The sequence below is a fragment of the Streptomyces sp. NPDC006384 genome (genome assembly GCF_042870695.1).
GTDB lineage: Bacteria > Actinomycetota > Actinomycetes > Streptomycetales > Streptomycetaceae > Streptomyces.
This window is the reverse complement of sequence record NZ_JBIAHR010000019.1, coordinates 95,368-121,257: the sequence shown is the minus strand read 5'-3', so window position 1 is coordinate 121,257 and position 25,890 is coordinate 95,368. Positions and strand designations below refer to the sequence as shown.

Here is a 25,890-nt window from a genome sequence, read left to right as displayed (position 1 = left end):
GCGACGCGCGCGACGCGCGCGAGATAGCAACCACTTTCCGTAATCGCAAACCACCCGCCCCAAGAGAGAGGAATGACCAGATATGCAAACCTTGGCGAACGGTGGTGCCGCGGCTGCCTGCTTCGGCCTCATCGTCGCGCTGCAGATGCTCGGACGAGGCCAGCGGACCAGGAGGCTCGCGCTGCCCATCGGGCAGTGCGTGCTGATGTTCTTCGCCTCGCTGTTCACCGCGGGCACCGGCCTCGGAATGCTCGTCAACAGCATGATCACGTGGCTGAATGACAACCTGATCGCGAGGTTCGTCGGCTGGCTCGGAGTCCCGCTGATGGTGATCGTCGCCCTGGGCCTGCTGGCCTTCTGCGTGGCTCAGGCAGCCGACGGCAATGCCAGCACACAGGTCCTCGGCGCGATCAGCCTGCTGCCGTACACCGCAGTGTTCATCCCCGGCACGGTCGGAGCCTTCATCGCCGAGGCCTACTACAACGGCGGCACCGAGTTCGCCGGGCTGATCACGAGCTGGTTCTGACCGACTTCAGCGGGCGCCCGCCAGGGCGCCTCACGAGGCATCCAGGGCCTCCGCAGCGCCTCGGACACCCACTGGGGCGTCCGAGGCGCTGCAGGCGCTCTGAGAGCCACTGAGCACCTCGCAACTCCTGCTGTTTCCCCGGGTCTTGGCACAGGCAGCGCGCCACAGCCCTTCTCTCCCGTGACCTTCTGGAAGGACCTCATGCTTGAGCTGCTCTTTTTGTGGTACTGCGCCTACGCCATCGTCGAGGGCACGCTGTCCATCGGCAGGAACATCGCAGGCAACCACCAGGCCCGAGTGAAGGCAGCCCGCAAACGCGCGGCCAAGCGCCGCAAGGCCAAGGGCAAGAAGGGCCCGGTAGGTGTGAGCGGCAAGCTCGGCGGCTACGCGGGCGCCCTGGGCACCACGACGGCCCTGGCCCTCTACGACGGGACCATCGGCTTCGGCCGTGGTGCCCAGGAGGGTTATCGCACAGCCCGCAGCAAGCGGGTGCGGCGGCAGGCGCGGCGACGCATCAAGGCACGGCGCGCCGAGCGCGCCGCCGCTGCGGCCGGAGCAGCGGAGTCGCCCCCGGCCCCCGTCCCCGGCACTCCTGCGCCGCCTCCGCCGGCCGTGCCCCCGGCGCCCCCCGCCCCGTCGGCGACTCCGCCGAGGCCTGCGGCAGGAGCACCCACGCCTGCGGCGCCGGGCCCGGTGTCACCGCCCCCTCCGGCACCCCCAGTGCCGCCCGCTACTCCTCCATCGCCTCCGGCCGCGCCGACGCCTCCTGCGGTGACTCCTCCCGCAGCGCCGCCCCCGCCTCCGGCACCCCCGGCGCCGCCCGCCCCGGTGACTACGGCACCCCCGGCCGCGCCGACCGGTCCCGTTCCGGTTCCGGTTCCGCCTGCCGCGTCGGCGGAGCCGCCGACGGCTCCAGAGGCGTCGGAGCCCGCCCGGGTCATCGCGGTCCCGCCACAGGGAGGGGGCGCCGTGGTCGGGGTGGCCGGCTCCGGCCAGGGCGGGGCGCCGGAAAATGCCCCAGCGCCTGGCGCCGAGGTGGGCCGCACCATCGTGATCAACACCCCGGAAGGACCTGTTTCCGTGCCCGAGACACCGGTGCTGACGCACACCGTGAGTGACCTGCCCTCGCTGCTGATCTGGTTCGCGCTGACGTTCCAGGACGCACAGATGGAAGCGCAGAACTCGGAGGCGGAGGCGAGCTGGATCCGCGAGCTCGAGGCGGCGTTGACCCGCTTCGAGGGCTCGCTGGCCGATGACAAGGTGCCGGTCGCGATCACGAACACCATCGCGGACCTGCGCGCCAAGATGAAGCTCCTCGACCGCGCGCACACCCTCCAGGCCGATATGGCGACGAACGCCGCCGAGGTGTCGCGCGGCAGCGCCTACCACGCCCGCGACACCTACTTGGGGATGTGGGAGGCGGTCGTGGTCGCCCGCGGCCTGGTCGCTGAGAACACTCACTTCAACTGATCGGAGGAGAACCGGTGAACCAGCCCGTCCTCGCCGCCTCGGGCGGCAACAACTACGAGCGCGCGCAGAGGATCCTCCTAGAGTTCGTGTTGCTCGTGGAGCAATCGGCCTTGGTGTGCCGACAGACCGCCGAGCGCCATTCTGCAAAGGCTGCAAAAGCAAACGAAGTTGTCGGCGGGCTCCAGGAGTTCGAGGTCCATACCTCGGTGCAGCGCAACGTCGGCGCCATCGCCGAGTCCTACGGGCAGCGAGCGAAGGCCGCTGCCGATCGCTCCGCCCAGGCCAAGGCCATCGTCGATGAGACCGCAGCGCTCAAGCGCTACCACCAGTCGCTGATGGGGCAGCTCAACACCGCCCGCCACAGCGCCGGGGTGCCCATGCCCAAGCGCGCTTTCCTCGGTGGCGCGCCGTAGCAGGCCCGCCTGCCGGGCCACCCGCGGGGTGTGGCGTGCTGATCCGGCACCCCGCACCCCGCCCACGGCCGCGCCCGGTGCACACCGCGCGCGGTCGGCGCTGCGCCGAAGGCCGCAACGCGATTCCTTCCGTTTCCGAGACTCTGGAGCATGTGGTGTCCACTGATCAGATCACCCCCGTGGTCGTCGAGGGTTTCAATGGCCTCGACGAGGGCACACCCGCCGGCGACGCCGCCTGGACGGCGGCGCTCAGCCGGTGGCGTACGGCGCATCCCGGCGAGGACGACCGTGACGAAATCCTGCGGCTGGTCGCGCTGACCGACGTTCTGCGCCGCTATAACCAGCTGCGGCCTCGTCTGGCCGAGGAGTTGGAGGCCCGGATCGCACGCGATGAGGCCCTGGCGGCGGTCGAAACGTGCTGGCAGGCGCTGCGTTCCGCACGGGCGTGGTTGGCTGCGCACCACAACTATGTGGTCGCTGTCGATGCGGCGAAGACAGCCATCGGCGTGTGGCGGGATCGAGCGTTGGCCGCCAAAGAGATCCCGTTTCTCTGGGATGCCCCCAATCGCAAGGCCGCCTACGACCGGCTGATCGCGGACGGGCATCCCGAGGTCGAGCCGCTGGGCGTGGGCAATCCCGCGACGGAGGCCGAGCGGTTGCTGGCCGAGTTGGAGCAGGCGGAGGCCCGCCGCGCGCACCTCGTGGCCAAGACGGTGGCCATAGCCCAGCGCGTTGGCGCCTGACCGCAGATCCGTCCCGGCACGCCGCACCGCGTGCCCTTTGCACCCCGATCTGCCCGGCCACGCGCAGGGCGAAGGAGTTGAGCGTGAACACCAAGAATCTGGAGTCGGAAACTGCCCGACAGGCCCGCGACCTCATGAATGCGGTGACCGCCGAACTCGATGCGGCCCAGCTGAGCCGCAGCCCGGGTGACGACGACGCGCAGTATGAGTCGAGGCGTCTGCCGCTGCGGATGACTCTTCACTTCGCACGTGGCGACGAGGCCCGCTATCAGGAGATGAGTGCAACGACGTTGGGTGGCGCCCGGGACATCGTCAGGGCCGCCCGGAACCTCATCCGCGCCGAGTCGCTGCAGCTGCACCCCGGCGACGAGATTGCCCAGTACGAGTCCCTCGACCGTCCCCTGGTCGTGTCGGTCCATTACGACTTGGACGACCTGGACCGCACCGATCTTCTCAGCTCCGACGTACTTCAGCAGGATGCGGACGTCCGCACGGACACGGCAGTCACCGAGGGCCCGGCAAGCAGCGGCCCGCCGGGCGACGATCGGGAGCCCACCGCCCGGCAGTCCCGGCGGGCATGGCTGTCCGCCTTCCTGGCCGGGTGGTCATGAACGCGTACAGGACTGCTGACACACTTCGAGCGGCTTCCCGATGGCTGCTTCCGCTTCCAGTGCCCGGCCTGCGGCGTGTGGGACTTCGGTCCCACGATGCCGCTGAACCAGGCCGTGCGGGTGTGGCTGTACGGCGGTCGTCTGCCGTCCGCAGCGCTGCTCGCCGGGGCGTGTCTGGCTTGTGAGCACGCCACCCAGCCCCAAGGGCGAGACCTGCCGGTGAAGGAATAGGCATAGAAGGTCTACGCGCGCCGCCCTCCTGACACGGGACTCCGTACGTCCAGATCTACTTCACCGGCATGCGGCGGCCGGGCAGCGTTCGTGAAAGGAACACGTACTCCATGGCAAGGCCGGATTCGATCACCACTGCCCAGGGCACTGAGGCCCTGGCGGATGCGGAAGCCGCGATGGTGCTCGAACCCGAGCGCCCGCGCCGCCGCCGCTCACGCCCGGTGCGGCTGATGATGGCCACGGGCCGGACTGTGCGCTGGAGCTACCGCAACCGGCGCAGACTCAGCCCGCCGGCTGCCGCGACCGCCCTGTACATCGCCGGTGCGGCCTTCCAGGACGCGCCCGCTGGATGGGGCGGCGCGCTGATAGCGAACGCCGCGATCGCCGCCGGTGTCTACGGACGCTGGCGCTGGCGGCGACGCGCAAACTACCGGACCCGAACCGCACAGTGGCTCGCACGGCACGGCGCCCTGCCCCAGCGCCGCGCCAACCCCATGACCCGCTCGGAGCTGGGACGGCTGCTGGCCTCCACGGGTTCGGCGGCCGCGCTCCTACAGACCGCAGCCTCCGCCGATGTGCCGGTGGGCTTCTATCTGGCATGGCTGGCAGCGACCGGAGTGCCCTGGTGGTGGCTGCGGCGGATCCGCGAGATGCCTGAGGTTGAGGACGAACTCAGCAGAGAGGAAGTCTTCAACGAGCGGCTCGGTGGCACCGGCGGTCGCCTGTATGGAGCGACGCTCACCGCGGCGGAGGACCTGCCTGGCCTGGACGGCAAGGCGTGGGGCGGCACGATCGTGCTCTCCCCGGGCCGCCAGCAGTACTCGGATGCCAAGACCGCCACCCCGATGATCGCCTCCGCCTACGGGCTGCCGATCTCATCAGTCGCGGTCACCCAACACCCCTCCGGCAGCGCCAACCTGGCCTCACTGAAGGTGTACGAGCGCAACCCGCTGGAAGACATGCCGCACTGGCCGGGTATCGAATCCACCTTCGACCCGGTCAGCGGCATCGCGCACATCGGCCTGCACATCGACAACGCCCCGGCGCTGTACCGGTATCACCGGCCCGACTGGGGCACAGTCCACGACCTGATCACCGGGTCGACCGGTTCGGGTAAGAGCGAGCTGCTGCGTCAGCTGTTCGCGATTGACCGGCACACCGGAATCTACGTCAGCTGGGGCGGCGATCCGCAGTACGGGGCGTCCTTCGAGTACTGGCAGGACCACCTTGACTGCTTCGCCTCCGGTGTGGACGAGTGCATGGGTCTGCTCGTCGCCGTGCGCGAAGAACTCCACCGGCGCGCCGAGAAGTCCAGCATCGAAACCTGGGAGGACGAGGACGGGGACGTCTACTACGGCATCGGAGACTTCACGCCGACCGTGGACAATCCTGGCCTGGTCGTGGCCATCGACGAGTGGCAGGAGGTGTGGCAGGAATATCCGGAGGCCCTCGATATTGCCGTCGACGCGGCGATCCTGGGCCGCAAGCTGGGGATCAAGCTGCGCCTGGCCTCCCATCTGGTGGGCCTGGAGGCGATCGGAACCGAGCAGCTGCGCCAGCCCCTGGTCTCCGGCAACGTGATCGCGCTGCGGAACACCTCGCGGATGACCCAGCACATGGTCAACCTCCCCGCCGACCCCTATGACCTCCCGGGCGCCTGGCCCGGCAGCCTGCTGCCGACCAGCGGTCTGGGGTATCTGTCGGGCGTCGAGGACCGCGGAGCTGTCTTCCGCTCCTGGCGTCCCCTGAACCGCAGGCAGGCAACCCGGCACGCCAAGACTGGCAACCCTCCGCAGTTCTCCCGCGAGGGGGCAGAGCGGATCGGCCCGTTCTACCTGGAGTGGCGTCAGCGCCTGGCGTCCCGCCGCAAGGGCATCATCCTCCCGGTGCCCGGCGTCACCGACCTGCCGGAAGCCCCCGCCGAGTCCGAGGAGATCGCCGGCCAGGGCCCGGCCGTCTCCACCACGAAGACGGCCAAGGGCTCTCAGCGAGGTGTGGCGAAGGCCGCGATCCTCGCATTCGTGCGCACCCAACCCACCACCACGACTGCGCTGGTCGCCGAGGCCACCGGCTGTGCCAAGTCGACGATCTCCACCACGCTCCGCAGGCTCGCGGAGGAGGGGCTCGTCATCGACTACGGCCACGGCGAGTGGGGCTCGGTTGAGTTGCGCGAGCAGATGCTGACCGCCGTCGGCCAGTAAGCACCGCCCATCCGCGGGTGAGGTGGCCCAGCCACTTGGCCCAGGCCGCCCCACCGGCGTTCTGGCACCCCCGTGGTGCTGCCGCGAATAGGAGCTTTGACACATGACCCTCGACCACGTTGGTCCTCAACTCCCGGCAGGCGACGTCGACTCCACGCTCGCCCATGTGGCGCAGGCCCGGCCGGCCGTCATGCTCGACCATCAGAACCGGTTCATCCGGGTGCTGACGCCCGCCGAGGCCGTCGAGATGTACGAGGCCCAGTTGCTGGCGGCCGCACGACGTCTGGAATCCGGGCTCGCCCCCGCCCCGCCCGTCTTCCAGATCCGTTACATCAACACACCCCCAGCCCATCCTGGGGTGCCGCAGTCCACTGCGGCACAACCCGTGCCAGCCTGGGTCAAGGGCACCTCGATGCTGCTGGTCGCGACAGGAGTCTGCGGAGCGGGTGTGGGAGCTGGAATCGGCTGGGCCGCCCCTGGCCTGAAGTACCTGGACAACGTGTTCTACGCGCTTTCCGCCGCCCTCATCTCCGGCGCAGCGCTGCTGTCCACCATCCGGACCAAGCTCTCCTCCGGCGGCTCAGATTCAGCGGTTCCCCCCTTTTCAACCCGAGCCCACGGTTCCGGGTGCAGCGGCCCCAAGAACCACCTCGTGGTCCGTGATCGCGCCCGCATGAAGATCAAGGCCCGCAATATCACCGTGCAGTGAACAGCCTCGGCTGGCTCGGCTTGCCCGTCCGGCCTGCGGACCGCGCCCGACGGCGCTGCAGGCCGGACAGGCCAACCGATCCGCACCCGCGACACACCCGCGTGTGCGCCGAACCGCTCTGCGACTTCACGCCAGAAGTACCTATGGAGCAGATCACCGCCGCTGCCGCTGGCCGCCGCACGGCCGCGAGCCCGAACCGCATCCCACCGCACCGCACCGCACCGACGTCAACCTGGCGGCGGTCGCCGTCGACTCGCAGCGTGAGATCGACCTACGTCAGACCGAACTCAACGAGGAGAACTGATGAACGAGACCGTGCCGCAGGTCAAGGTGGCCACCTACCGGGCGCCCCGGGTCACCATCACGCCCGTGACGGAGGTGATCCCGTCCGAGCCGGTGGCCGGCGCCCACGCGCCCGGGGCGTACCAGCACGTCCTGCTCGACACGGCCACGGGCGAACTGGCTTTCCACGAGAGCACCGAGCACCGCGAGCCCTGGAACCCGAGCTGGAAGGCCGTCAACGACGTCCCGAAGTCGACGTGGAAGCGCTGGCACCCGGGCAAGCTCTTCCTGCCAGGCAGCGGCCCGCACATGTGGTTCGAGCCGGTCCCCGAGCTGCTGTGCTGGACCGTCGACTCCGGCGAGTACGTCCCCGGTCACCCGTACCTCGACGTCGAGGCCGCCAACGCGCTGCTGGAGCTGGTCGCGCCGTACGCGCAGGACCTGCTGGACGGCTTCTTCGAGGCCGGGGGCGAGCTGGACTGGTCGGCCGCTTCCGCGCACGCCGGCCGCCAGCTGTGCCGCCTGACCTCCCGTCACCGCAAGGCCCACCGGCGCGAGGTCGACGGCGACCTGATCGACTTCGCCGACATCGTCGCGCGCTTCCCCCAGGTCTACCGGCCCGAGCTGCTGGGCCTGTCCCTCGATGAGCTGGCCGAGCGCTGCGAGTACCAGACCCGGTACATCGGCGCGAACGAGCACTGGCACGAGGAGGTGAAGAAGGTGTTCGGCCAGCCCTACCGCGACGGCTCCGGTGTGGGCCTGCAGGTGCTGGGCGTGCGGTCCTGGTACCGCACCATCCTCATGGACGGAGACCCCCGGCCGCCGCGCGACTTCGCCGACTGGGACGTCGAGCACAAGGCGCTGGCCGCCAGCGAGATCACCTCCCAGACAACCGACGCCGCCCTGGACACCTGGATCAAGCGCGAGGAACTGCGCGCCGGGCAGCAGGGCGTGCGCCTGTTCGGCACCAAGGAGGCCGCCTACAGCCACCGCGCCCGGCTGCGCGAGCAGGACTGGGACCGCCTCGCCGTGGTCGGCGCCGAGGTCGCCCGGCTGGAGAAGTACCTCGCCGAGCGCCGCGAGCTGGTCGCCCGCGCGATCTACTGGGGCCACGCCGACTCCGACATCGCCGGACGGGCCCGCATGTCACAGCAGGCCGTGAACAAGCTGCGCGACAAGACCGACAGCGAGACCGACCCCGCGCAGGCGTGACCGACCCCAACGCCGCGGTGGCCGGAGCCATTCGAGCTGGCTCCGGCCACCGCCTCGCCTCCCGAGAGGACCTGATGAGCACCACCGACCCCCTCGCCCTGCTGCGCGCGACCGCCGCCGTCCAGCGCCTGGACGACGAGCTGACCGTCCACCCTGGCGACCGGCAGCGCGAGCGCACGTATCTGGTGCACCGCGCCGCCCTCGCCGACCGCGCCGTGCCCGCCCTCGCCGAGGTCGAGGACCCGGCGACCAGCGAGCAGGACGCCGAGGACACCGCCCGCCGCCTGCTGGAGCACGACCGCGCCCACGGCACCGGCCGCGGCCCCGTGCCGGCCGCCGACCCCCGATGGGACACTGACGCCCGCGGCTACGCCCGCCAGGAGCACGCCGCCGCCGTCCTCGACGAGCACGACCAGGAGTACGCCCGTGGTTGACCTGCACATGAGCCCCGAGGTCCGCGCGCTGCTCGGTCCCGAGGGCTTCGCCCGCGCCGCCGAGGTCTCCCTGACCCACGGTCAGTGCGTCGTCTGCGAACGGCCGCTGACCGGAACTGTGAACATGGTGGTGCGCACGGGCGGCACCTTCACCCACGTCGTGTACGTCCACGACCGGTGCGGACCCTCCCAGGTGATCCATATGGGCGAGGACTTCACCCCGGCCGCGCCCGCCGACGGCTACGCCATGACGATGACCGCCGCCGTCCTCGACCACGGCGGCGCCGACCTCCCCGTCCTGGTCGCCGAGACCGTCGGAAAGGCGTACGTGGTCAGCGAAGGCTCCGGCGAGCTGACCAACGTGGTCGCCAGTCACCTGCTGGGCAACGGCTTCCACCTGGTCTCCCGGCTGCGCCAGGCCCCGCCGCAGGCCGCCGACTGGATCGGCGTGCTGCTGCTCGGTCACGGTCCGGCGGGCGAGGACGGCCTGCTGGTTCTCGACCCCGAAGGCGGGCAGTTCTACGCCGGGTCCGTCGACCTCCCCGACGGCTGGCTCGCCCAGGCCGCCCGCTACGGCTGGGCCGTGCTCTATGTCGGCAACGTCGGCGGGCTCGACCCTCGCGCCCACAACGGCAAGGCCACCGCCAGGGCACTGCGCAGCGCCGCCCAGGCCGGGCAGTTGGTCGGCGCCCGTATCGCCGTCGGCACGCCGGAGCCCGCCCGGACGTAACCCCGCGCGCCCACCCATCCGCCAGTGCGCCGTCGACATCGGACTACCCGAACTCGCCCGCATCGCCGGCAGCCGTTGGGCGATCGAGGAATGCTTCCAGGCCGCCAAGAACGAATGCGGCCTGGACCGGGTCCGGGTATCACCGGATCTGACCACGACACCGACACCAGGGGCCGGACCGAGACGGCGGGTGATGCGTACCCTCCTCGGTCCGGCCCCTGTGCGTTGCCGCACGGCCCGGCACGCCGGCTGCTTCCCCCGCAGCCCTGGCGCCACTGAATCCGGGAGCACAACCACCGAGGCACCAGGCCTGCACTGAATTCAACGCCCCCGGAAGGTCGAACGTGGCCATGCTTGCCACCACCTCCCATCACCCGGGCACCCGGGACAGGTTGCTCCAGCAGACGGATCGCCTCTTCGCCGACGACCGCGGCCTGGGCGTGCTCGTGGAGTACCACGGGCGGCCCGACATGTCCAAGCGGGACGAGGACCTGCAGTTGGCCTGGGCCGATGTCCTGATCGCCCTGCACCGGATCATCGGCGTCGGCGCTGCGGCCGTCACCACCTGGCTCGCCACACGGAAGGCTGGCCGGCGCCGCAGCGCATGAGCGGCGCAGTCGTGTAACTGACCCAAACCCCAACAGATCGATTGAGGACTCCCATTGTGACCGTCACCGACTTCGGCCCCGAACTGGCCTCCGACAGTGCTGAGGCGGTGTGCACGCGCTGCGGATGCACCGACAACGCGCCCTGCCCAGGAGGCTGCGTATGGGTCGCCAACAACCTCATGGTCGACCTGTGCAGCGCCTGCGCCGCCGAACCGGAAACCGCGGAACTGCGTCGCCTGGTCCTGGAGCTGGGAAGCTCCGCCCTGCACCGCAAGGCCGAGGTGATCGCCACCCGCAGCTGTCAGCCCAAGGCTGCCGAGGACCTGCTCGCCCACTCCACGACGACGTTCCTCAGCTGCGCCGTGCTGCGCCTCCTGGAATTGGCCCTGCGCCTCGACCCCAGCGGTGCCGAAGCCGTCGCCGCCGAACTCCACGAGCTGCGCGACGACGCTCCCGAGGAGCTCGACGCCTTCCTCAAGGGCCACGCCGACGCCATGGGCATGGAGCCGATCACCCACTAAGCCCGGCCAGCCCAAGCCTCCCGCCGCACCTCCTCTCAAGGAGACCTCCATTCATGAACACGACCCGCCCTTCCCGGACCGAGCTGCGTTCCCTGGGCGCCGCCACCGCCGGAAGCATCCTCGACGGCATCCCCGTCATCAGCGCCATCTTCGGGGGCACCGCGGCCTTCCGCGTCGTCCACGACCACTGTGGCCGCTCCCCCCTCGCGCTCGCGGCCGGACTGGGCGCGGCCATCACCACCTATGGTGTGGTTGAGACCCTGGTCGACGCCCGTAGGAGCGAGCTCCGGCGGGCCAGCTGCACAAGCCCCAACCGGGGTGCGGCACTTCCCACCACCGACGCGCAGATGCTAGCCCGCCTGCGGTCGGCCGCTGTTCACGCGGCCCGCGGGGACGCCGCCATGCATGCCGCGAGCCTCGACTCCGGCAGGAAGCTGCTCACCAATGAGCAGCTGTGGCAGGGGCACCCGGACGGGACCGCCACCGCTGAACTGCCCGGAGGCACCACCCTCACCTACCGTCCGGTCACGGTCCCCGAGCACAACTACGTGCGCCACACCTACCTGCTGACACGCCCGGGCACGGACGAACCGACCGAGGTGCACACCATGGCCCGGCTGGTGGACCTCATCGAGGAGGCCCACAAAGGCCCGGCCGACGCGGACACCACGGAGCCCGCCACTACGTCCGTCACGGAGGCCGAGACCGCCGAAGCGCTGGGGATCGACTCCTCGCCGCGCGAGATCGAGCTGCCCTCCGACACCGTCGGCGGCCAGGAGGCGCCCGCACCGGCAAGTGAACCGGCCGACGAGCCGCTCCCCGCACCCCAGACCAGCGCCTCGCCCGCCACCTGATCACCCGAGGGAGAAGCCATGTCCAGCCCCGGCATCACCCCGGCCGCCGGCCTAGGACAGGCCGTCGCCCTGGTACAGCAGCGGATAGCTGCGCCCCTCGGCGGAGCGCCGGTCGAAGATCCGCCGACCACCATCGTCTTCGACGAGGGCGGCCCGGTTGGTGATGGCCATTGACCTGTCCTGCTACCGATACCACCGCATCGCCACAGGGCGGCCCGCCATGGGCTGCGTTGGTATCCGGGGGCGGTGCGGTCGAAGCCGCGGCGCTGGGGCAGGCCGGTGAGGTCGTCGCGGTGCGCCGCGCGGCGCGGTCGTGGACCTGATGGGCGCCACCATCGGCGCCGCCTCGCCCGACCTCGTCGCCACCGAGGACTTCAGCACGCTACGCCGAACCGAGCCACCGCTCCCGGCGCGCGCCAATGCTCATCGGCATCGCCCACGGATGGAGCGACGAGAAAATCGCTCACCGGCTGCGCCTGGCGACCGCCACCGTGAAGACCGCAGCCCGTCTCCTGTACGCAACGCTCGACGCCGACACACGCGCCCAAGCTGTCGCCCGTGCCTGGGATCTCCGTCTGCCGAGGGCCTCACCGTCGGCCACCGCCACAACGGCTTGACCGGGAGCACCGACCCGCTCGGCTGCGTAAAGCACGCCCCGACCTCGCATCGCCCCGGGCCCTGGCCGACAGAATCGCGCCTCGTCCGTCGCACGAAAGGAGTGGGCCGCGCGCCCGCACAGCTCATGAACCGCGAAGCCCTGTCCCTACGGCTCGAGGACCATCTCCGCTCCGGGCGCGCCGCATCTGCGACCAGCTTCTACTTCACCCGGGTGGCGCCACCCGGCGGGCAAGGGCCCGCAGTGGATGCGGTGTACTTCACCGCGTCATCCCGCAGTGACGCGGCCGCCACGATTGACGTCTACCTTCTGGCTGCTGACAGGGCGGACTGGCTGGCGCACGAGCGCACCCTAACCCCCGAGGACTGGGTGTCGTACGCCACCCGCTGCTGGTTCGTCACCGCCAGCCCAGGCATTACGACGGCGGACGAGATCCCCAGCGGATGGGGCCTCCTGGTGGCCGAGCCTGCGGACGCCGAGGTCCTCTTCAGCGTGGCGAAGCGGCCGCACGCCCGGCGCGCGGTCATCGACGCCCCGTTGCTTCTGGCACTGCTGACTAACCAGCACGACAGCTACCTCCAGCGGATCGCAGGGATTCGCAGCCAGTACACGCGCCACGCCGGGCGGCCCACGCTCGGCCTCCTCCCCGGGCCAGCCACCTCTTCTACGGGACCACGGAGCACCGAGGCCCAGCCATTGAATGGGGCCTCCGGCGACAATAGTTTGCCCACCAACCCGGACGGCGCACACCTCCCCGCCGAACCTCACCATCCCGGGCACGGGCGGCCGCCAGGACCTCCGCCGGACGCAGCCGGCTTGTCGCGGCCCGCCCAGGAACTGCCTGACCACGCCTCCGACGCGAGCAGAGGGCCAGGGAGCCCAAGGCTGGTGGACCCCACCGGGGTCGGTCCTCAACAACATCCGTGAGCTCTACATGCTCACCTGAACCCGCCGAGAACCATGACCTATTACTTCGACGACCCCTTGGTCGATGTCACCGCCCACCAGCTCAAGACCACGCCGGCTGGGCAGTCCACCAGCCTTCTTGGTTGGCCCACACAGCTGATGACAGCCATGTGTTCCTGCGGGCACTGGCACAACGACAAACCCTGGGAGCTCCGCGTCCACCTCGAGTCGTTCGACCAGCACATGCACGAGGTCCAGGGGCACGCCCACGCCACCGCCCGACTTGCCGAGCGACTGACCCCCAATCAACTCCGGCTCGTAGTCCTGGTCCGCGACGGTGCCGTCAAAGCGACTGCGGACGGTCCTAGCCTCAGCCACTGCGCTGAACCGGCCTCGGGAATGGGCGACACAGCCGCAGCCCTGGAGCGCTTGGCCGTCGACGGGTGGATCGTCCTGCCCACAGACACAAACGCCGCGCTGACTGCGGAAGGACTCATCGCTCTCCGCAGTCAGCAGCTCCGGTCGTAAGACCGCAGATCTCGGGCTGGACGAGCCCTCCGGGACACACCGGTGAGGCTTATCCCGCTCCCCAGCCCGGCCCGCACCACCGCTGCATCCACGTCAGCGCCCGGTCCGAGATTCATGGCCTCTGCCCCACCGGACACCATCATCGGCAGTAAGGACGCCCATGCCCAGGTTCTCGCACCAGATCACGAACCCGGTTACAGAAACCGGCGACCTCGACCTCCACCATCGGTGGACACCGCACAGTTCTGTTTCCTGCCCTGCCGAGACCTCTCAGATCAGCGAACTGCGCTACAGGGGGGCAAAGCTCCTCGAGGCCTGTCTCCCAGACCCGCACGCCTACGACCTCATGGAGGGCGACGCCAAGTTACTCATCACCGAAGTCGCGACCAACGTCCTCGTGCACGGCGAGGCACCCGCTCTCACCCTCACCCTGGCCACCAGCGGACGCGCCGTGCGGTTCTCCATCACTGGCCAGACCAAGGCGCTCCCGACCCGAGACGCCAGGCGCTGCCCGAGGCCCACCGCTGAATCCGGCCGAGGACTGATCCTCGTTCAAGCCCTGGCGGCGGCCTGGGGCGCTGACCCCCACAACGGTGTCTGGTTCACCCTGACCATTCCTGAGGCCGTTAGTGAACCCCGCGCTCTAGCCTCCTGACCTCAAAGAACACACGAAACTCGCTGATCGAATGCCAGTGCGAGATGGTCTCTAGGCGGGATACCGTGCCCCCAAGCACCTGAACGAGGGGGGCCGCATGGGGGCCATCGCCAAGCACAAGCACATCGGGCGGCCGCCCGGGATCCGCACAGGAACCGACGGCCTTACCGACCGACAGCGAGATGTCCTTGCCTGCATCACAGACTCAGTCCGACGGCGGGGGTACCCTCCGTCGATGAGGGAGATCGGCCAGGCAACTGGCCTCTCGAGCACCTCATCGGTTGCTCATCAGCTGATGACGTTGGAGAAGAAAGGCCTGCTCCGACGCGACCCGCACCGGCCGCGCTGCTACGCCCCTGTTCAGGCACCTGAACCCGATCCGAGCGACGCCGAGCTCACTGCCCGGGCGGCAGAGGCTGAACGCGCTGCGGCTGTGACTGAGGTTCCTCTCATCGGCCGTATCGCCGCCGGCGTCCCGATCAGCGCAGTGGAACATGTGGACGCCCTTCTGCCGTTGCCCCGGCAGCTCGTGGGGCATGGCGACCTCTTCGCCCTCACCGTCGTCGGCGACTCGATGGTTGGGGCTCACATCACCAGCGGGGACCAGGTCATCATCAGGGCCCAGCAAACTGCGGAGAACGGCGAGATCGTCGCTGCAATGCTCGACAACGAGGCCACGGTGAAGCGCCTGAAGCTGGACCGTGAGAGCGCCTGGCTGATGCCGGAGAATAGTGCCTTCGCTCCCATTCGAGCTGACCAGGCGACGATTCTGGGAAAGGTCGTCGCTGTGGTGCGCAGCTTGTAGAGAGCCACCCGGCGAGCGGCGACAACCGGACTCTGGGGCCCAGATGCTCGAGGCGCTGTGCGCCGCGGCTACTTCAGAGGCCCTTCACTGGGTGTGCAGGGACAGTGTCCCTGCACACCCAGTGAAGAAAAACCGCAGGTCAGAAACCCGGTGGGCTCTGCTGTTCACCTTCCTAGGGACAGACAGGGGCAGAGTTCCCAGTATTCGCAAGGGACTGGGCTCGGGGGGAGCCTTGCTCAGAAGAGCATCCCGTTCTCCTCCGCTGACTGGGTCGGCCCCTCCTTCGCCTGGGCAGCAGTGTCCTCTGGCGGCAAGGCCCTGCCGCGGGCGCGATCTGTCAAGGTCCCTACCACCCGAGGCCTCACCGTTCGCGGGTCGACAGCCTCCGTCGGCGTCGACTCCTGGAACAGAACCCGCTCACCAGCAGCCTCGCTCTCGCTACGGTCTCTCGGGGTCACATAGAAGACCCGCCGTTCCCACCGACCAGAACCAAGGCGGGCAGGAGGCTCCGCTTCGGGACGCAGGTTGGCGTATCCAACGATCCGAGCATCCCAGGTGATCCGGGGCACACCGCGCTTCTTCGCGGTCTTCACCAGATCCTGGCGCACGTAGTCGTACCTCGCCATGACGGCCTCCTCCCCCTCTACCCAGACGATCTCCACCTCGTCGGTGATCTTTTGCGCCAAGGTGTCGGACATCGACGAGACCCCTTCCTCGGTCAGGGCGTGATGACGGGGCTTGGGGACAGGCAGCGTGGAGGGACACTGTGTGCCCCTGGACGCGAAACTCTGTCCCTGCTCAGAAAAGACCAGGTCAGACGGCATGTCAGCAGGCATTGAGGGACTCACAGGGACTCTTAGGGACAGATTCTCTAGCTTGTCGGGAGAACAGGAAGGCGTTCCAGAACGAAGACATATAGGGGAAGCGTGTCCCTGTGTGTCCCTGATCCGGCGGCCACAGTGCCTCTGACCAGGTATTTTTCGCTCGTGAAGCGACGCAGGACGTTTGTCCCTGGCTCATCACTGTGCCCCTGCCCTCTCGGCTTCTTCTTGGGACCCCTCAATGAGACCAATACCCACGTAGTACCGCCGGCCGTTGCTCTTCGGCATGTCCTTCGCGCTCTTCATCTTGGCCAAGCGCCTGATGGCGTTGCCGAACTCCCGAACCGGAACGGGCCGCATGCCTGCGGTGGTGCACCACGCCTCGTAGGCCCGCCGCAGCTGGGCCTGCTCGGCCCGGTAGGTGTTGTGAGGGCCAACCACACAGCAATCGCGGACGAACTGGCCAACACTGTCCTCGCTCTCCTCGTAGTCCTGTGTTGCCAGCCGGACAGAGCCAGGGCCTTTCAAGTTACGGTCATCGCCGTCGAAGTACGCGACGGCGCCATCGATGAGCCACTGAAGAATGCCCGGCCCCTCCTTGGAGATCATCTTGGCCGCGAGGTTCTCCACCACGTCCTCGTCTCGAACCGTGCGCGCGAATAGGATGATCCGCATACGGCGCCAGAAGGAGAAACCACCGGTCTCCACCGTGGGTCGGTGATTACCGATCAGCCAGAGCTTGTGAGTCGGGCTGAAGGTGAAGAAGTTCTGCCGCATCCTCCGAGCCTTGATCTGATCCCCGCCAGTGAGGAGCTTCATCTTGGCCTCGTCGAACTTCGCTCCCGGGTCAATCTCACTGCAGAACACCAGCCGGCGCCCCTGCAGATCCGCCATCTCTGTGGGATGGTCCGGGTATAGCGGAGCCATGAGGAAGTTAGGCGGGGCCGTATCCGCGTACTCCCCGAGGATCGCCAGCAACACGGCAACGAGCACGGACTTACCGTTCTGCCCCTCACCGAACAAGAAGGGCATGATCTGCGCGTCGACATCCCCGGAGATGCTGTAGCCGCACAGGCGCTGCAGGTAGGCGATCATCTCGCGGCCCTCGGCGTCGTCCCCGAACGTGTCGACGAGGAACTTGTCCCACATCGGCGTGGGCATCCGCCGCGGCCCCACCGTCGTGGAGCGCGTGTGGGCCTGATCGCGGCTCGGCTCGATGAACCCACCTGTCCGCAGGTTCGCGATCCCTGCCGGCGTGCACAGGGCATAAGGGTCGGCATCGAGCTCATCAGACTCGAGCATGAGATCCGGCAGACTCTCCGCAGTCGCGATGAGTGCGCGCACTCCCGCAATACTGAGTGACTTCCTCCTGTGCTTTGCCAGATCTCTGTCCGGGAACCGGACAAGGGAATTCTCCCGAGGGTCCGGATAGGGCATCCTCTCAGCCATCTGAAACACCGAGTTCTGGATCGCTTTCGCCTTCGCATCCAGTTGCCAGCGGTGCCCCGCCCACTTGTACCAGCCATGCTCGGGAACGAACCGGTACTCGTCGCCGAAGACCTTGAGGAAGAGGTTGGCCATGCCCCAGTCCGTCAGCGAGGACGGAAGGAGCACTTCAACGGGCGCGGCCTCGACGGGGGTGTCGGGCCCGATGAGTGCATGAGCCGCAGCTGTGGCGCTGTAGGTCTCCGGAGCCCGGCTCGTTGGCACAGACCTGCTCGTGGTGCTCATCAGCGGTCTTTCGGAGTGAGGGGCTGGCGCTGTCCCGCGACCAGTCCAGATTGAATGATGCTCAGTGCCTGTCGTTCGCGCTCTGGGCGGGCGTGCAGCGCGGCCTCCAGGAGCGCGGCCTCGGCGTCGGCCTGGCTGGCGATGAACCCTGCAGCCACCAACCCACCGAGTGTGTAAGCGGCCCGATTCACCTTGGAGTGCCAGCCGCTGCCCTCACTGAGTGAAGCGCAGTCTGCCACGTCCCCCAAGCAGGTCGCAGTAACCCTCGCCGCCCACGCGCTAGTTGTCGCAGGAGAAGTCGTGGCCATCCGAGCCCGATTGGGCACGCGCGGATGTCGCTGAGCCGGCGGTCTGGTCGTAAGGAGATGCCCTGTTCGCTCAAGCGCACCCGCTAGCCATCCAGGCAACCGAGCAGGCTGCCTGCAGGACCCCACCGGCTCGTATCCTCCAGCAGCGACACGGGTTCCTGGCGCGATGATGTAGCCGCCGTGAGCACGTACGTCCAACTGCCACCCCAGCGCGACGCCCTTGCGGTTGCCTCCCGTGGAGCACCGCCACGTAGTCTGCCGCGGCGTGCGGAAGTAGAGGTGCATCCCGCCGCTGGGTGTGCGTACGGCCAATGTGCGCTCTCCGTCACTGAAGTCCTCGCCTTCGAGAGACTGGCTCAGGACGCGGAAGGCGTCCAGACCATTGCGCACCGCCCTGAGGTGTTCCTTGGGTACGGAGAAGGCAGGCAGCACGTGTGAGAGCTCGGAGGGCGGTGTGTCCGTGTGACAGTCCAGGTCCACCACCAGCAGCTCGGCCGGCCCGGTAGAGATCCCGACGCCCATGCGCGGGTTGCTCCCCCACCACTGCTCAATCAGTGCGGGCTCTCGTGTTGCCGCGTGGAAGCCGTGGCACCACAGTCCCCGAGCCAGGCACTCACACTCTCGCACCTCATGCGGTACGTGATCGGGGTGACTGACGCGGCAGCGGGAGCACCCGGGCATCGGAATCTTGCCCATGGGCTGCAGCGGGTGCACAGGCCATCCCTGGCGCGCACACCAGCGTGCGATGTCGATGGGTTCGGCAGCTTTCATCGAAGTGAGAGCCCTGCCATGCCACGGAGTTGAAAGCGGGACACGGCAGGCTCGCTTGGCCACTGAATGAGGCGGATCGCCGTCATGATCACCAGCTCACGAATGTCGAGGATAGAGAGAAGGACGGATAGTCGACCTGGCGAAACCGGTCAGTCCGTGATCTGGCTGGTAACCTCAACGGCACCAAGCGGAGGCCCAGCCTGCGTGAAGGCACCCTCACTGTTTCCGGCAGATGAGGGTGCTTTTTTTATGCCACGAGCACCCCCCGGTCTGGCGCCTCGTCTGCGGCACCCGGCACCGCCAGTGCCCACTTCCCCAGCGGCAGCAGCACCAGATGCTCGGTGGCCCCTCCCGTGTGCATCCACTCGGAAACCGCCTCAAGGGCCGCGGTGGCTTCACACTTGTCCGGGTACACGACGACGGTGGTTCGGGCATCGAACTCGCCTGAGTTCAGAAGGCCCCGCACCGTCTCGATCAACTTCCGATCGCGCTCCTGTGCTGCCGCAGTCCACTCACCAGTCTGAGCCCGACGATTGGTCGAGCGCGTAGCACCAAGAGCATGAGCACATCGGGCAATTACAACGTCTGCCCCAGTGAGCTGCCGTGCCGGCGGCAACAAGCCGATCCGGGAAAGATTCCGAAGAGTCTGCCGACCGACGCCAGATTGCGCGGCCACCCAGTGCTGCGACCGGGGCTGCCGCAGCGCCGCCACATCGATCATCAACTATCCCTGGTACTCGAAAGCGGGCCGGCTCCCAGAATCCCTTGGGGAACCTCTCAACAATCCCCGCACAGGTGCGGGCCGCGACCCGGGTGGACGAGCCTCGACCACCGGAGCCGCGACCACACTTAACTCCAGTCCCGGCACCTTGGTCAAACACGCCCCACCCGACACGCCGCAGACGAGCAGACTAGTGGCCGCTTCACACTAAATCCCCAGGTCAGGAAGAGCCCCCCAAGGTACCCACGGAGCCCCAGGTACGCAGTCCTGCCACCCGCCCCGACAGGTCTGCCCCTTCGATGTGGGTGACCCTCGGCCAGCACTACCCAGTTAAGCTCAGGCCCGGCCTAGACTTCGGTCCACGATCACCGCTGTCGTACGTCGTGGAGGCCCGAGAACTCGGCATTGGAGTACCCCTTCAGCTGCGTCTCGGCCCAGGCCGACCTCATCGCAAGGGGGTACCAACCTGTGCACAAGCAGATATCACCCACTCCCCTCCAACGCCTGCTCATCGCATTCGTGGTCGTGGGTGCCCTGCTTGTCGCCGGCATCGCATTCGTCGGCTCCTACGCTGCAGTTCACCAGCTTGCGAAGGCCAAGGGCTTCGGGGCGTTCTCGGTCGTGTTCCCCATCGGCATCGACTGCGGCATCCTCGTCGTTCTCGCCCTGGACGTCCTCCTAACCTGGCTTCGGTGCCCTTTCCCACTGCTGCGCTACACCGCATGGCTTCTGACAGCCGCGACCATCGCCTTCAACGCGGCACTCCTCTGGCCGGACCCGTTGGGGACCGCCATGCATGCCGCCCTCCCTGTGATTTTCACCGTCTCGGTGGAAGCCGCCCGCCATGCTGTCGGCAGACTCGCTGACCTTAGTGAGGCGAGACCCTTCGAGAGCGTCCGTCTGTCCCGCTGGCTCCTCTCCCCCGTACCCACTTTCAGGCTCTGGCGCGGCATGCAACTGTGGAACCGCCGCTCCTACCAGACAGCCCTCACCGCAGAGCAGAACCGTCTCGTCTACATCGCCAAACTCAAGCGACGGCACGGTTCCTTCTGGCGTTTCAAGGCGCCAGTCGAGGAACTCCTCCCCCTCCGACTAGCGGCCCTCGGGGTACCACTCCCCCAGAACTCCGAGCCAGCGAAGCCGGAGACCGCTCCCCCAGCCGCGCCACAGCCACCACGCCACGACCTGGCAGTCAAGCGGCTTCCTCCGATGGCGCGGCCTGAGCATTCCGCTAACCCCAGGAGCGACTCCCCTCCTCCTGCGCGTGATGCCCGAGCGCCGATGCCACCGCTGACCTCTGATCATGCCATCGCCGCAGGGCCGCCGGTCGGCGAAGCAGAGGGGGTAGGCGGGGCACCGCCCTTCTTCGGCACGAGGACGCCAGTGGAACCAGCCATCGCGACGTCCGCTGCTGGTCCCTCGCCGCTCATGACGGAGCCTGCGGTTCAGCCCGAGCTCGAGCGAGGGCTTGGGGCCGTAGCAACCCCGAAGGCGGAGACAGGACCGAAGGCGCGGGCGCGGAGAGAAGGCAGCATCGTCGGTAGCACGGGTGCGACGCGGGCCGAGGCCATCTATGCCGTGTTCGCCGGCCTTACAGACCGGGCCGGAAAGTATCCCAGCATGCCCGTTCTATCGAAGGTCCTGTTTGAGGAGCATGGCATCACGGGGAGGAAGGGACGGCCGATGAGTGCGGAGAGCTTGCGGAGGTATCGCCCCGAATGGATCTCCCGCTATGAGAGGGAGACGGTAGGCGTGGCCTCCTAGGCCGTGAGGAGTGCGCCCCGGTAGGTCCCGCCCCGGCCATAACGCCCGCGAGCACATAGTGCGTTTGTGAAACCTGTTGTTTTCAGGCCTACTGACATAGCAGTTCAGAGCCAGCAGAGGCTGGGCAGCAAGCGCGCTCTCTGTCGTCCACTTCATCCAGCAGCGCCGCCATCGGCACCCAACGACAGCAGGTGCCGGAAAGCTCGCTGGGCCTGGTCCACCAATGGACCAGGCCCAGCGAGATGTGCCGGGTTTCGTCGACGAAACCCCTACGCAGCGAGGCGCATGTCGCGTGCGATGACCCTCCCAATCGCGTCGAACTGCTCCACGATCAGCGGATCCTGCCCCTGCATCCAGTAGTGGATGGGCTCCTGCGCCTTGACGCTCTCGGCGACCTGCACATTCTCAGAGACGTACGGGAGGAGCATGTCGCCGTAGAAGGCTTTGAGCTCCTCGTACATCTCCATGTAGAACTTGCCGCGGTTCTTCACGTAGCCGTTGAAGAGAATGTAGCGGAGATCCGCAGCTCCACCTGAGAACTCGAACTGCTCCTGCGCCGTGGCGATCAGTGCCTTCAGGCCATGCAGGGTGTCGTCGTCCTTGGTGTCCGGCTTGACGCAGCCGACGACATAGTCAGATGCGCCGAGCTCAGTGAGTTCGAGTGTGTCGAAGGTACCCCGACTGTCGATGAGGAGAACATCGAGAGTGCCTGCAGGCAAGGCCTCGATAGACTTCCTGAGCCAGTGGAGTCCTGCCTTCGATCGCGATCCAGGGCGGCCCGCGTTGCGAATGTCCTCAGAGGCGATCGCCATGTCACGAGATCCGAGGATCAAACTGACGTTCGGAATGACTTCGAAGCACTCATCGGTGTCCCAGCGCTCGTCGTCCAGGAGCTCATTGTTGTCGCCGCGCGTGACGGGCACGATGCGCGTGCGCGCGGGAACCATAGCGTCCTTGAGCTCACACTCGCCTGTGAGAACCCCGTAGATGTTGGGCATCTGGGCAAGGCGCGAGTAGGTCAGCTCCGTGCGCTGGGGGTAGTACTTCCTGTTGGTGACGCCGTATCCGAGGTAGGTGGAAGCGGCCATCGTCTGGTCGCAGTCTGCGATGCCTACCTTGAGCCCTTCTTTGCCCAAGCTGACCGCAGTGTTCACGACGTCGGTGGTCTTCCTCGTTCCACCTCCCTCGTTGGCGTAGTCGACCACGAGCGGGCCGTCCGGGTAGAGACGCCGAGTGAGTGGCAGCTGCGGAGGCAGATCGATGGGTGGGCGGGACGGTTGAGTCACGGACGCTCCAGAGCTCAAAGTTTCGCTGACGAAATCGCCTCAAGGGCTGACTGGTATCCCGTGACGTCGTAACCAGCACTGTCATGAAGGTGCTTCAGGTAGTCGGCGGCACGGGCGTCAAGGTGGTCCCCGACGCTGCGCAGGTGCAGCTCGTCGGTCGCGAGCGCGACCGCGTACGCCATCGTGAGGACGTCGCTGTCGTCTGCCGCTTCAAGAGCTGCAACATACCGGAAGCGGTCGCCGTCCGTCAGCCCGACCTGCTCAGCGATTTGTGTAGCGAGGTCCAAGGCCTGCTGTGGTGTCTCCAAGAGCGTGTGCACAGCGATCCTCCGCGTGGCGGCATCTGGGGTGGACCACGTGGCAGAAGACAACACCTTCGTGCAAGCCTGCAATCGCGCGTTGACGTCCTGCTCGTCGACCGCATCAGCATTACCGACGGGCTTGTCGGCGTCCGCAGACGAAGGTGAACCATGTGCAGGCGGTAGACCGCTGTCGGAACTCTGCTGAGCCGGCACTCTGACGTCGTCGGTACGAACAGTTTCGTCGGCGAAACTCGCGGGGGTCGCCGGCTCGAGAGCCGCAGGCGGCGGCGCGATCTCGCGCTCGTCAGCCGACTGCTGCTCTCCATCATCCGGTGCGGTCTCTGTGCTCCGCTCCGCAGGCTGTTCTGGGGTGTCATCACCTTCAGCAGGAGCAGATGACACCGGGCCCCCTTCCGGGAGTTCGGCGATCTTCTTGACGTCGGTCGCACTCGGGTCAGGGGCCACCGTCTGGGATTTACCCAGAAGGGTGTCACATGCGACCTTCGCCGTGACCTCGTCCTCCTGCATCAAGGTCCAGCCTCGTTCGATCAGCTCGGGTTCCTTCAAGCGGCTCACCAACGTGTAGGCCGGCTCCAAACCGATCTTGCCTTCGCGGATCGCCCGCCGCAGAGGACCGTCCTGCAGCTCGAGGAGCTTGATGCGCTTTGAGATGTCGGAACGCCGCTTGATGCCGCTCTGAGTGCTCTGCTCTCCCCCGAGCTTCGCCAAGATCTCGTCGTAGGTGAGATTCTCCTCCCGCCGGATCCGATCAAGAAGCATCGCCTCCTGAATCGGGTCCCACCCCTTGCGGAAGTTGTTCTCGCTGAGAAGGACGAAGTCTCCCTTCTCCAGGAGTGTGTCGCGCAGCACGACAGGCACGGTCTCGGTGAGGCTCTTATTGCCGAGGAGAGCCCTGTAGCGCCGCTCACCAGCCAGCAGGACCCACTCGACCTTCGGGCCGAAAGCGTTCGCGTGCTCCGGGTACTTCGCGGTAAAGGCGTCCACCGAGCAGACCGCCGGGTCCTGGATGAGCTCGGTGTTCGCGACGTTGTTCTTGAACTCCTCAAACTCGTCAGTCTCGTACTCCCACTCCTCACGCAGGTTGCGAGGATTCGCAGCAATCGACTCCAGGGGAGTGAGGAATCGCTGACCTTCCTGTCGCCGGTTGAACTGTCCGCGGGGAGCCATGGAGGGGTTACCTGAGGCAGGTGCTCCTGCCGCTGCTGGCCGCGGCGGGGGTGCTGCGGGGACCTTGTTCTTCCTGTCGCGTGGCATGCAGACTCCAAGCTCGACGTGATGCGGTTCGCCAGAACCATAGCGTGTTGATCACGACGTCTGCGGCAAACCGCCCTGGCTTGGCCTCGCGAACTTCGCATACCGGTTGCTACCGGGTCGACTAAGGAGGGCAGCCAGGGCTGTCGGGTTTCGCCGACGAAACTCGCCTGAGCGAGGGCGAAGCACCACCTTGCACTGGCTGGAAACAGCAGGAGAGTCTCGATGCCTGGGACTGGGTTTCGTTGATGAAACCCGACCCCAGGGAGCGTGGACACGCCCGAGATCGGAGGGCTGCGTGGACTCTCCCGGGAGCGAAATGACCGCGAGGACAGGCTGCGAGGTCGGAAGGCTGGCAAGGTTTCGGCGACGAAACTCGCCCCTTGGTGACGCTGTCACTGACCCGCTGCAGGTCGATTGGCTGGCTAGAAGGGAGGTGCGGTGTTCGTGTTGTCTCGACACCTATGCGGCATGGGCCTAAGCAGGGCTGTGCGGGTAGAGGTGCACGAGGGCCTGCCAAGAAGCGGTCGAGATCGCGGCTGGATCCAGGTCGCGCCCACGGAGTGCATCGTCGCCTCACCGCCCTATCGCAGTGACGTGCTTCAGCGGGTCCCAGGTGTGTGAGCCAAGAGAGGCCGCTCAATGCGCGGAGGTGTCGCTACTGTCCCGTCTCACCGAAAGTTGACCGTTGACAGCTATGTCTAACCGCTCTCCGCACAACAGCTTGTGCGCTCTTGGCTGGCGGACAGCTCGCCAATGCAGGTCCGTGACGGAGGCGCCGGCCAGCGAGAGCTGCTCAGGGCTGCGCAGAAAAGGGGGCCGAGCGGATCAGCTTAGTACCCTCTGACCAGGCAGGCCGCAGTACGGTCCCCTGGAAGAGCACTACGAGTCGGGCCAGCACCGCGCCCCGGATGGCAGTCCGGCTGGAGCGAGACAAGCGCTCAGGTCGCGCGGTCGCGTCGCCGGACGGGCACGCTCTCCCGGTGGTCATCGATGCTCCCTTGAAGTTCCCCAGGTCCATCCGGGAGCATCTCTCCATCTCGGTGCAACCGGACATAGGCGCAGCAACACGGCGGGCTCAGACCGAGCGGTCCAGCCTCGTCATCGAAGCTGAAGTAAATCAAAGTCCGATGAGACAGGACAGCTGTCGCTGAATGTCCTGCGAGTGGCTTCCGAGATGCGCTTGGAGTTTCGTCAACGAAACACCAAGCGCACCAACGAACGGATGCCAATGATGCGGGTCTTGCTGCCCTGTCCTCTCATTTGACGAGAGCGGTTGGTTTCGCCGACGAAGCCGTGGCTGTTCTGCTTCCTGGAACACGCGGAGGTGGGAGGGGCAGCTAGGCCGTCCGACTCCAGGAGCAACTGAGCAGAAAGAGCCATTGACCTGCGGTTTTAGCGTGAGAGAGGGGGAGAGGTGAGAGAAGTTTGGGGGAGTAGCCGTAGCCCCCCGGCAACAGAGTGTCGCCCATTCTCAAGGACCCTCATGGGGCAGAAGAAGACTCCCAAGCGGCTCCGGCCCACGCCTGCAGACACCAGGCGCGTCATGGCACGTTTCGAGAAGCGGCACAGAACAGCCGATAATCCTCGACGGGATGAGTTCCCCGATCTCGAGGCCCCAGGGGCCGAGCTCGCTGTCGTCTTCTTCGCACGTAACCATAGGAAGGCCCTCCCACGCCTTGCCCGGCGTGCAGAGGCCATCGACCGCCTGGTCCTCATTCAACAGCTCCGACTCCTACTCGATCGCGAAGAGCTAGCTGCGCTCCTGGAGGGAAGCGAAGCCGGAGCCACCTGGCGGCAGATGGGTGATCCCTTGGGTATTACCACGAAGAACGGCACCGTCCAGCGGGATGCAACGG

General features: G+C 67.4%; 25 protein-coding genes and 1 pseudogene. 19 read left to right on the top strand and 7 right to left on the bottom strand.

The features are described from left to right. Positions 1-82 precede the first annotated feature (82 nt). The 18 genes from ACFYOJ_RS24890 (at position 83) to lexA (ending at position 15,055) form a co-directional block, all read left to right on the top strand. On the top strand, positions 83-526 hold the full coding sequence (locus ACFYOJ_RS24890) for a hypothetical protein (protein ID WP_356557451.1): 444 nt from the start codon (positions 83-85) through the stop codon (positions 524-526). A 969-nt stretch (positions 527-1,495) separates the two neighbouring features. Then, positions 1,496-1,996 carry a hypothetical protein gene (locus ACFYOJ_RS24885; protein WP_356557450.1) on the top strand — a complete coding sequence of 167 codons (501 nt, stop codon included), beginning with the start codon at positions 1,496-1,498 and terminating at the stop codon, positions 1,994-1,996. 14 nt (positions 1,997-2,010) lie between these two features. Beyond that, the gene (locus ACFYOJ_RS24880; RefSeq protein ID WP_356557449.1) at positions 2,011-2,409 is read left to right on the top strand and encodes a hypothetical protein; all 399 of its coding nucleotides are present in this window, start codon (positions 2,011-2,013) and stop codon (positions 2,407-2,409) included. Positions 2,410-2,564: 155 nt separating this feature from the next. Next, entirely contained in the window at positions 2,565-3,152 is a 588-nt protein-coding gene (locus tag ACFYOJ_RS24875) for a hypothetical protein (protein WP_356557448.1), read from the top strand. An 83-nt stretch (positions 3,153-3,235) separates the two neighbouring features. Next, positions 3,236-3,763, top strand: a complete 528-nt coding sequence (locus ACFYOJ_RS24870; protein ID WP_356557447.1) for a hypothetical protein — start codon at positions 3,236-3,238, stop codon at positions 3,761-3,763. A gap of 96 nt (positions 3,764-3,859) precedes the next feature. After that, entirely contained in the window at positions 3,860-3,994 is a 135-nt protein-coding gene (locus ACFYOJ_RS24865; protein ID WP_356557446.1) for a hypothetical protein, read from the top strand. 110 nt (positions 3,995-4,104) lie between these two features. After that, entirely contained in the window at positions 4,105-6,195 is a 2,091-nt protein-coding gene (locus ACFYOJ_RS24860) for a winged helix-turn-helix domain-containing protein (RefSeq protein WP_356557445.1), read from the top strand. Between the two features lie 103 nt (positions 6,196-6,298). After that, the gene (locus tag ACFYOJ_RS24855; protein WP_356557444.1) at positions 6,299-6,904 is read left to right on the top strand and encodes a hypothetical protein; all 606 of its coding nucleotides are present in this window, start codon (positions 6,299-6,301) and stop codon (positions 6,902-6,904) included. Between the two features lie 103 nt (positions 6,905-7,007). Then, a complete protein-coding gene (locus ACFYOJ_RS24850) occupies positions 7,008-7,208 on the top strand; it encodes a hypothetical protein (protein WP_356557443.1) in 201 nt (66 codons plus the stop codon). After that, entirely contained in the window at positions 7,208-8,398 is a 1,191-nt protein-coding gene (locus tag ACFYOJ_RS24845; protein WP_356557442.1) for a hypothetical protein, read from the top strand. The genes ACFYOJ_RS24850 and ACFYOJ_RS24845 overlap by 1 nt, the downstream gene beginning before the upstream one ends. A gap of 74 nt (positions 8,399-8,472) precedes the next feature. Beyond that, on the top strand, positions 8,473-8,832 hold the full coding sequence (locus ACFYOJ_RS24840; protein ID WP_356557441.1) for a hypothetical protein: 360 nt from the start codon (positions 8,473-8,475) through the stop codon (positions 8,830-8,832). Further along, positions 8,825-9,562: a hypothetical protein gene (locus ACFYOJ_RS24835; protein ID WP_356557440.1), complete on the top strand. Its 738-nt coding sequence runs from the start codon at positions 8,825-8,827 to the stop codon at positions 9,560-9,562. The genes ACFYOJ_RS24840 and ACFYOJ_RS24835 overlap by 8 nt, the downstream gene beginning before the upstream one ends. A 350-nt stretch (positions 9,563-9,912) precedes the next feature. Then, positions 9,913-10,170, top strand: coding sequence for a hypothetical protein (locus tag ACFYOJ_RS24830; protein ID WP_356557439.1), 258 nt, complete (start codon positions 9,913-9,915; stop codon positions 10,168-10,170). 56 nt (positions 10,171-10,226) lie between these two features. Further along, positions 10,227-10,691, top strand: a complete 465-nt coding sequence (locus tag ACFYOJ_RS24825) for a hypothetical protein (protein ID WP_356557438.1) — start codon at positions 10,227-10,229, stop codon at positions 10,689-10,691. A gap of 53 nt (positions 10,692-10,744) precedes the next feature. Continuing rightward, positions 10,745-11,545, top strand: coding sequence for a hypothetical protein (locus ACFYOJ_RS24820; RefSeq protein WP_356557437.1), 801 nt, complete (start codon positions 10,745-10,747; stop codon positions 11,543-11,545). A gap of 1,576 nt (positions 11,546-13,121) precedes the next feature. After that, positions 13,122-13,595: a hypothetical protein gene (locus ACFYOJ_RS24815; protein ID WP_356557436.1), complete on the top strand. Its 474-nt coding sequence runs from the start codon at positions 13,122-13,124 to the stop codon at positions 13,593-13,595. Positions 13,596-13,755: 160 nt separating this feature from the next. Beyond that, positions 13,756-14,250 (top strand): ATP-binding protein, encoded by a 495-nt coding sequence (locus ACFYOJ_RS24810; protein WP_356557435.1) that lies wholly within the window; start codon positions 13,756-13,758, stop codon positions 14,248-14,250. 97 nt (positions 14,251-14,347) lie between these two features. Then, positions 14,348-15,055: a transcriptional repressor LexA gene (gene lexA / locus ACFYOJ_RS24805; protein WP_356557434.1), complete on the top strand. Its 708-nt coding sequence runs from the start codon at positions 14,348-14,350 to the stop codon at positions 15,053-15,055. Between the two features lie 236 nt (positions 15,056-15,291). Here the strand turns inward: lexA and ACFYOJ_RS24800 are convergent, their stop codons facing one another. From ACFYOJ_RS24800 to ACFYOJ_RS24780, 5 genes and pseudogenes are all read right to left on the bottom strand, one after another. Next, positions 15,292-15,753 (bottom strand): DUF6009 family protein, encoded by a 462-nt coding sequence (locus tag ACFYOJ_RS24800; protein ID WP_356557433.1) that lies wholly within the window; start codon positions 15,751-15,753, stop codon positions 15,292-15,294. 321 nt (positions 15,754-16,074) lie between these two features. Continuing rightward, a complete protein-coding gene (locus ACFYOJ_RS24795) occupies positions 16,075-17,607 on the bottom strand; it encodes a phage/plasmid primase, P4 family (protein ID WP_356557432.1) in 1,533 nt (510 codons plus the stop codon). Continuing rightward, positions 17,607-17,765: a hypothetical protein gene (locus tag ACFYOJ_RS24790; protein WP_356557483.1), complete on the bottom strand. Its 159-nt coding sequence runs from the start codon at positions 17,763-17,765 to the stop codon at positions 17,607-17,609. The genes ACFYOJ_RS24795 and ACFYOJ_RS24790 overlap by 1 nt, the downstream gene beginning before the upstream one ends. Before the next feature lie 249 nt (positions 17,766-18,014). After that, positions 18,015-18,686: pseudogene (locus ACFYOJ_RS24785) on the bottom strand (bifunctional DNA primase/polymerase); the annotation flags it as partial. Positions 18,687-18,933: 247 nt separating this feature from the next. After that, complete coding sequence (locus ACFYOJ_RS24780; protein ID WP_356557431.1) at positions 18,934-19,164, bottom strand: hypothetical protein; 231 nt, start codon at positions 19,162-19,164, stop codon at positions 18,934-18,936. Positions 19,165-19,875: 711 nt separating this feature from the next. On the opposite strand from ACFYOJ_RS24780, the gene ACFYOJ_RS24775 reads away from it, so the two are divergent. Beyond that, on the top strand, positions 19,876-21,171 hold the full coding sequence (locus tag ACFYOJ_RS24775; protein ID WP_356557430.1) for a DUF2637 domain-containing protein: 1,296 nt from the start codon (positions 19,876-19,878) through the stop codon (positions 21,169-21,171). 269 nt (positions 21,172-21,440) lie between these two features. On the opposite strand, the gene ACFYOJ_RS24770 is transcribed toward ACFYOJ_RS24775, so the two are convergent. Both ACFYOJ_RS24770 and ACFYOJ_RS24765 read right to left on the bottom strand, forming a co-directional pair. Beyond that, positions 21,441-22,376, bottom strand: coding sequence for a ParA family protein (locus ACFYOJ_RS24770; protein WP_356557429.1), 936 nt, complete (start codon positions 22,374-22,376; stop codon positions 21,441-21,443). 95 nt (positions 22,377-22,471) lie between these two features. Beyond that, a complete protein-coding gene (locus ACFYOJ_RS24765; protein WP_356557428.1) occupies positions 22,472-23,947 on the bottom strand; it encodes a hypothetical protein in 1,476 nt (491 codons plus the stop codon). Positions 23,948-25,890 lie beyond the last annotated feature (1,943 nt).

Excerpts from the sequence above, each read along its gene's own strand:
- ACFYOJ_RS24890 (WP_356557451.1), top strand. The coding sequence starts at position 83 with ATGCAAACCTTGGCGAACGGTGGTGCCGCGGCTGCCTGCTTCGGCCTC.
- ACFYOJ_RS24865 (WP_356557446.1), top strand. The coding sequence starts at position 3,860 with ATGCCGCTGAACCAGGCCGTGCGGGTGTGGCTGTACGGCGGTCGTCTG.
- ACFYOJ_RS24860 (WP_356557445.1), top strand. The coding sequence starts at position 4,105 with ATGGCAAGGCCGGATTCGATCACCACTGCCCAGGGCACTGAGGCCCTG.
- ACFYOJ_RS24855 (WP_356557444.1), top strand. The coding sequence starts at position 6,299 with ATGACCCTCGACCACGTTGGTCCTCAACTCCCGGCAGGCGACGTCGAC.
- ACFYOJ_RS24845 (WP_356557442.1), top strand. The coding sequence starts at position 7,208 with ATGAACGAGACCGTGCCGCAGGTCAAGGTGGCCACCTACCGGGCGCCC.
- ACFYOJ_RS24840 (WP_356557441.1), top strand. The coding sequence starts at position 8,473 with ATGAGCACCACCGACCCCCTCGCCCTGCTGCGCGCGACCGCCGCCGTC.
- ACFYOJ_RS24830 (WP_356557439.1), top strand. The coding sequence starts at position 9,913 with ATGCTTGCCACCACCTCCCATCACCCGGGCACCCGGGACAGGTTGCTC.
- ACFYOJ_RS24820 (WP_356557437.1), top strand. The coding sequence starts at position 10,745 with ATGAACACGACCCGCCCTTCCCGGACCGAGCTGCGTTCCCTGGGCGCC.
- ACFYOJ_RS24815 (WP_356557436.1), top strand. The coding sequence starts at position 13,122 with ATGACCTATTACTTCGACGACCCCTTGGTCGATGTCACCGCCCACCAG.
- ACFYOJ_RS24810 (WP_356557435.1), top strand. The coding sequence starts at position 13,756 with ATGCCCAGGTTCTCGCACCAGATCACGAACCCGGTTACAGAAACCGGC.
- lexA (WP_356557434.1), top strand. The coding sequence starts at position 14,348 with ATGGGGGCCATCGCCAAGCACAAGCACATCGGGCGGCCGCCCGGGATC.
- ACFYOJ_RS24800 (WP_356557433.1), bottom strand. The coding sequence starts at position 15,753 with ATGTCCGACACCTTGGCGCAAAAGATCACCGACGAGGTGGAGATCGTC.
- ACFYOJ_RS24795 (WP_356557432.1), bottom strand. The coding sequence starts at position 17,607 with ATGAGCACCACGAGCAGGTCTGTGCCAACGAGCCGGGCTCCGGAGACC.
- ACFYOJ_RS24765 (WP_356557428.1), bottom strand. The coding sequence starts at position 23,947 with ATGGCTCCCCGCGGACAGTTCAACCGGCGACAGGAAGGTCAGCGATTC.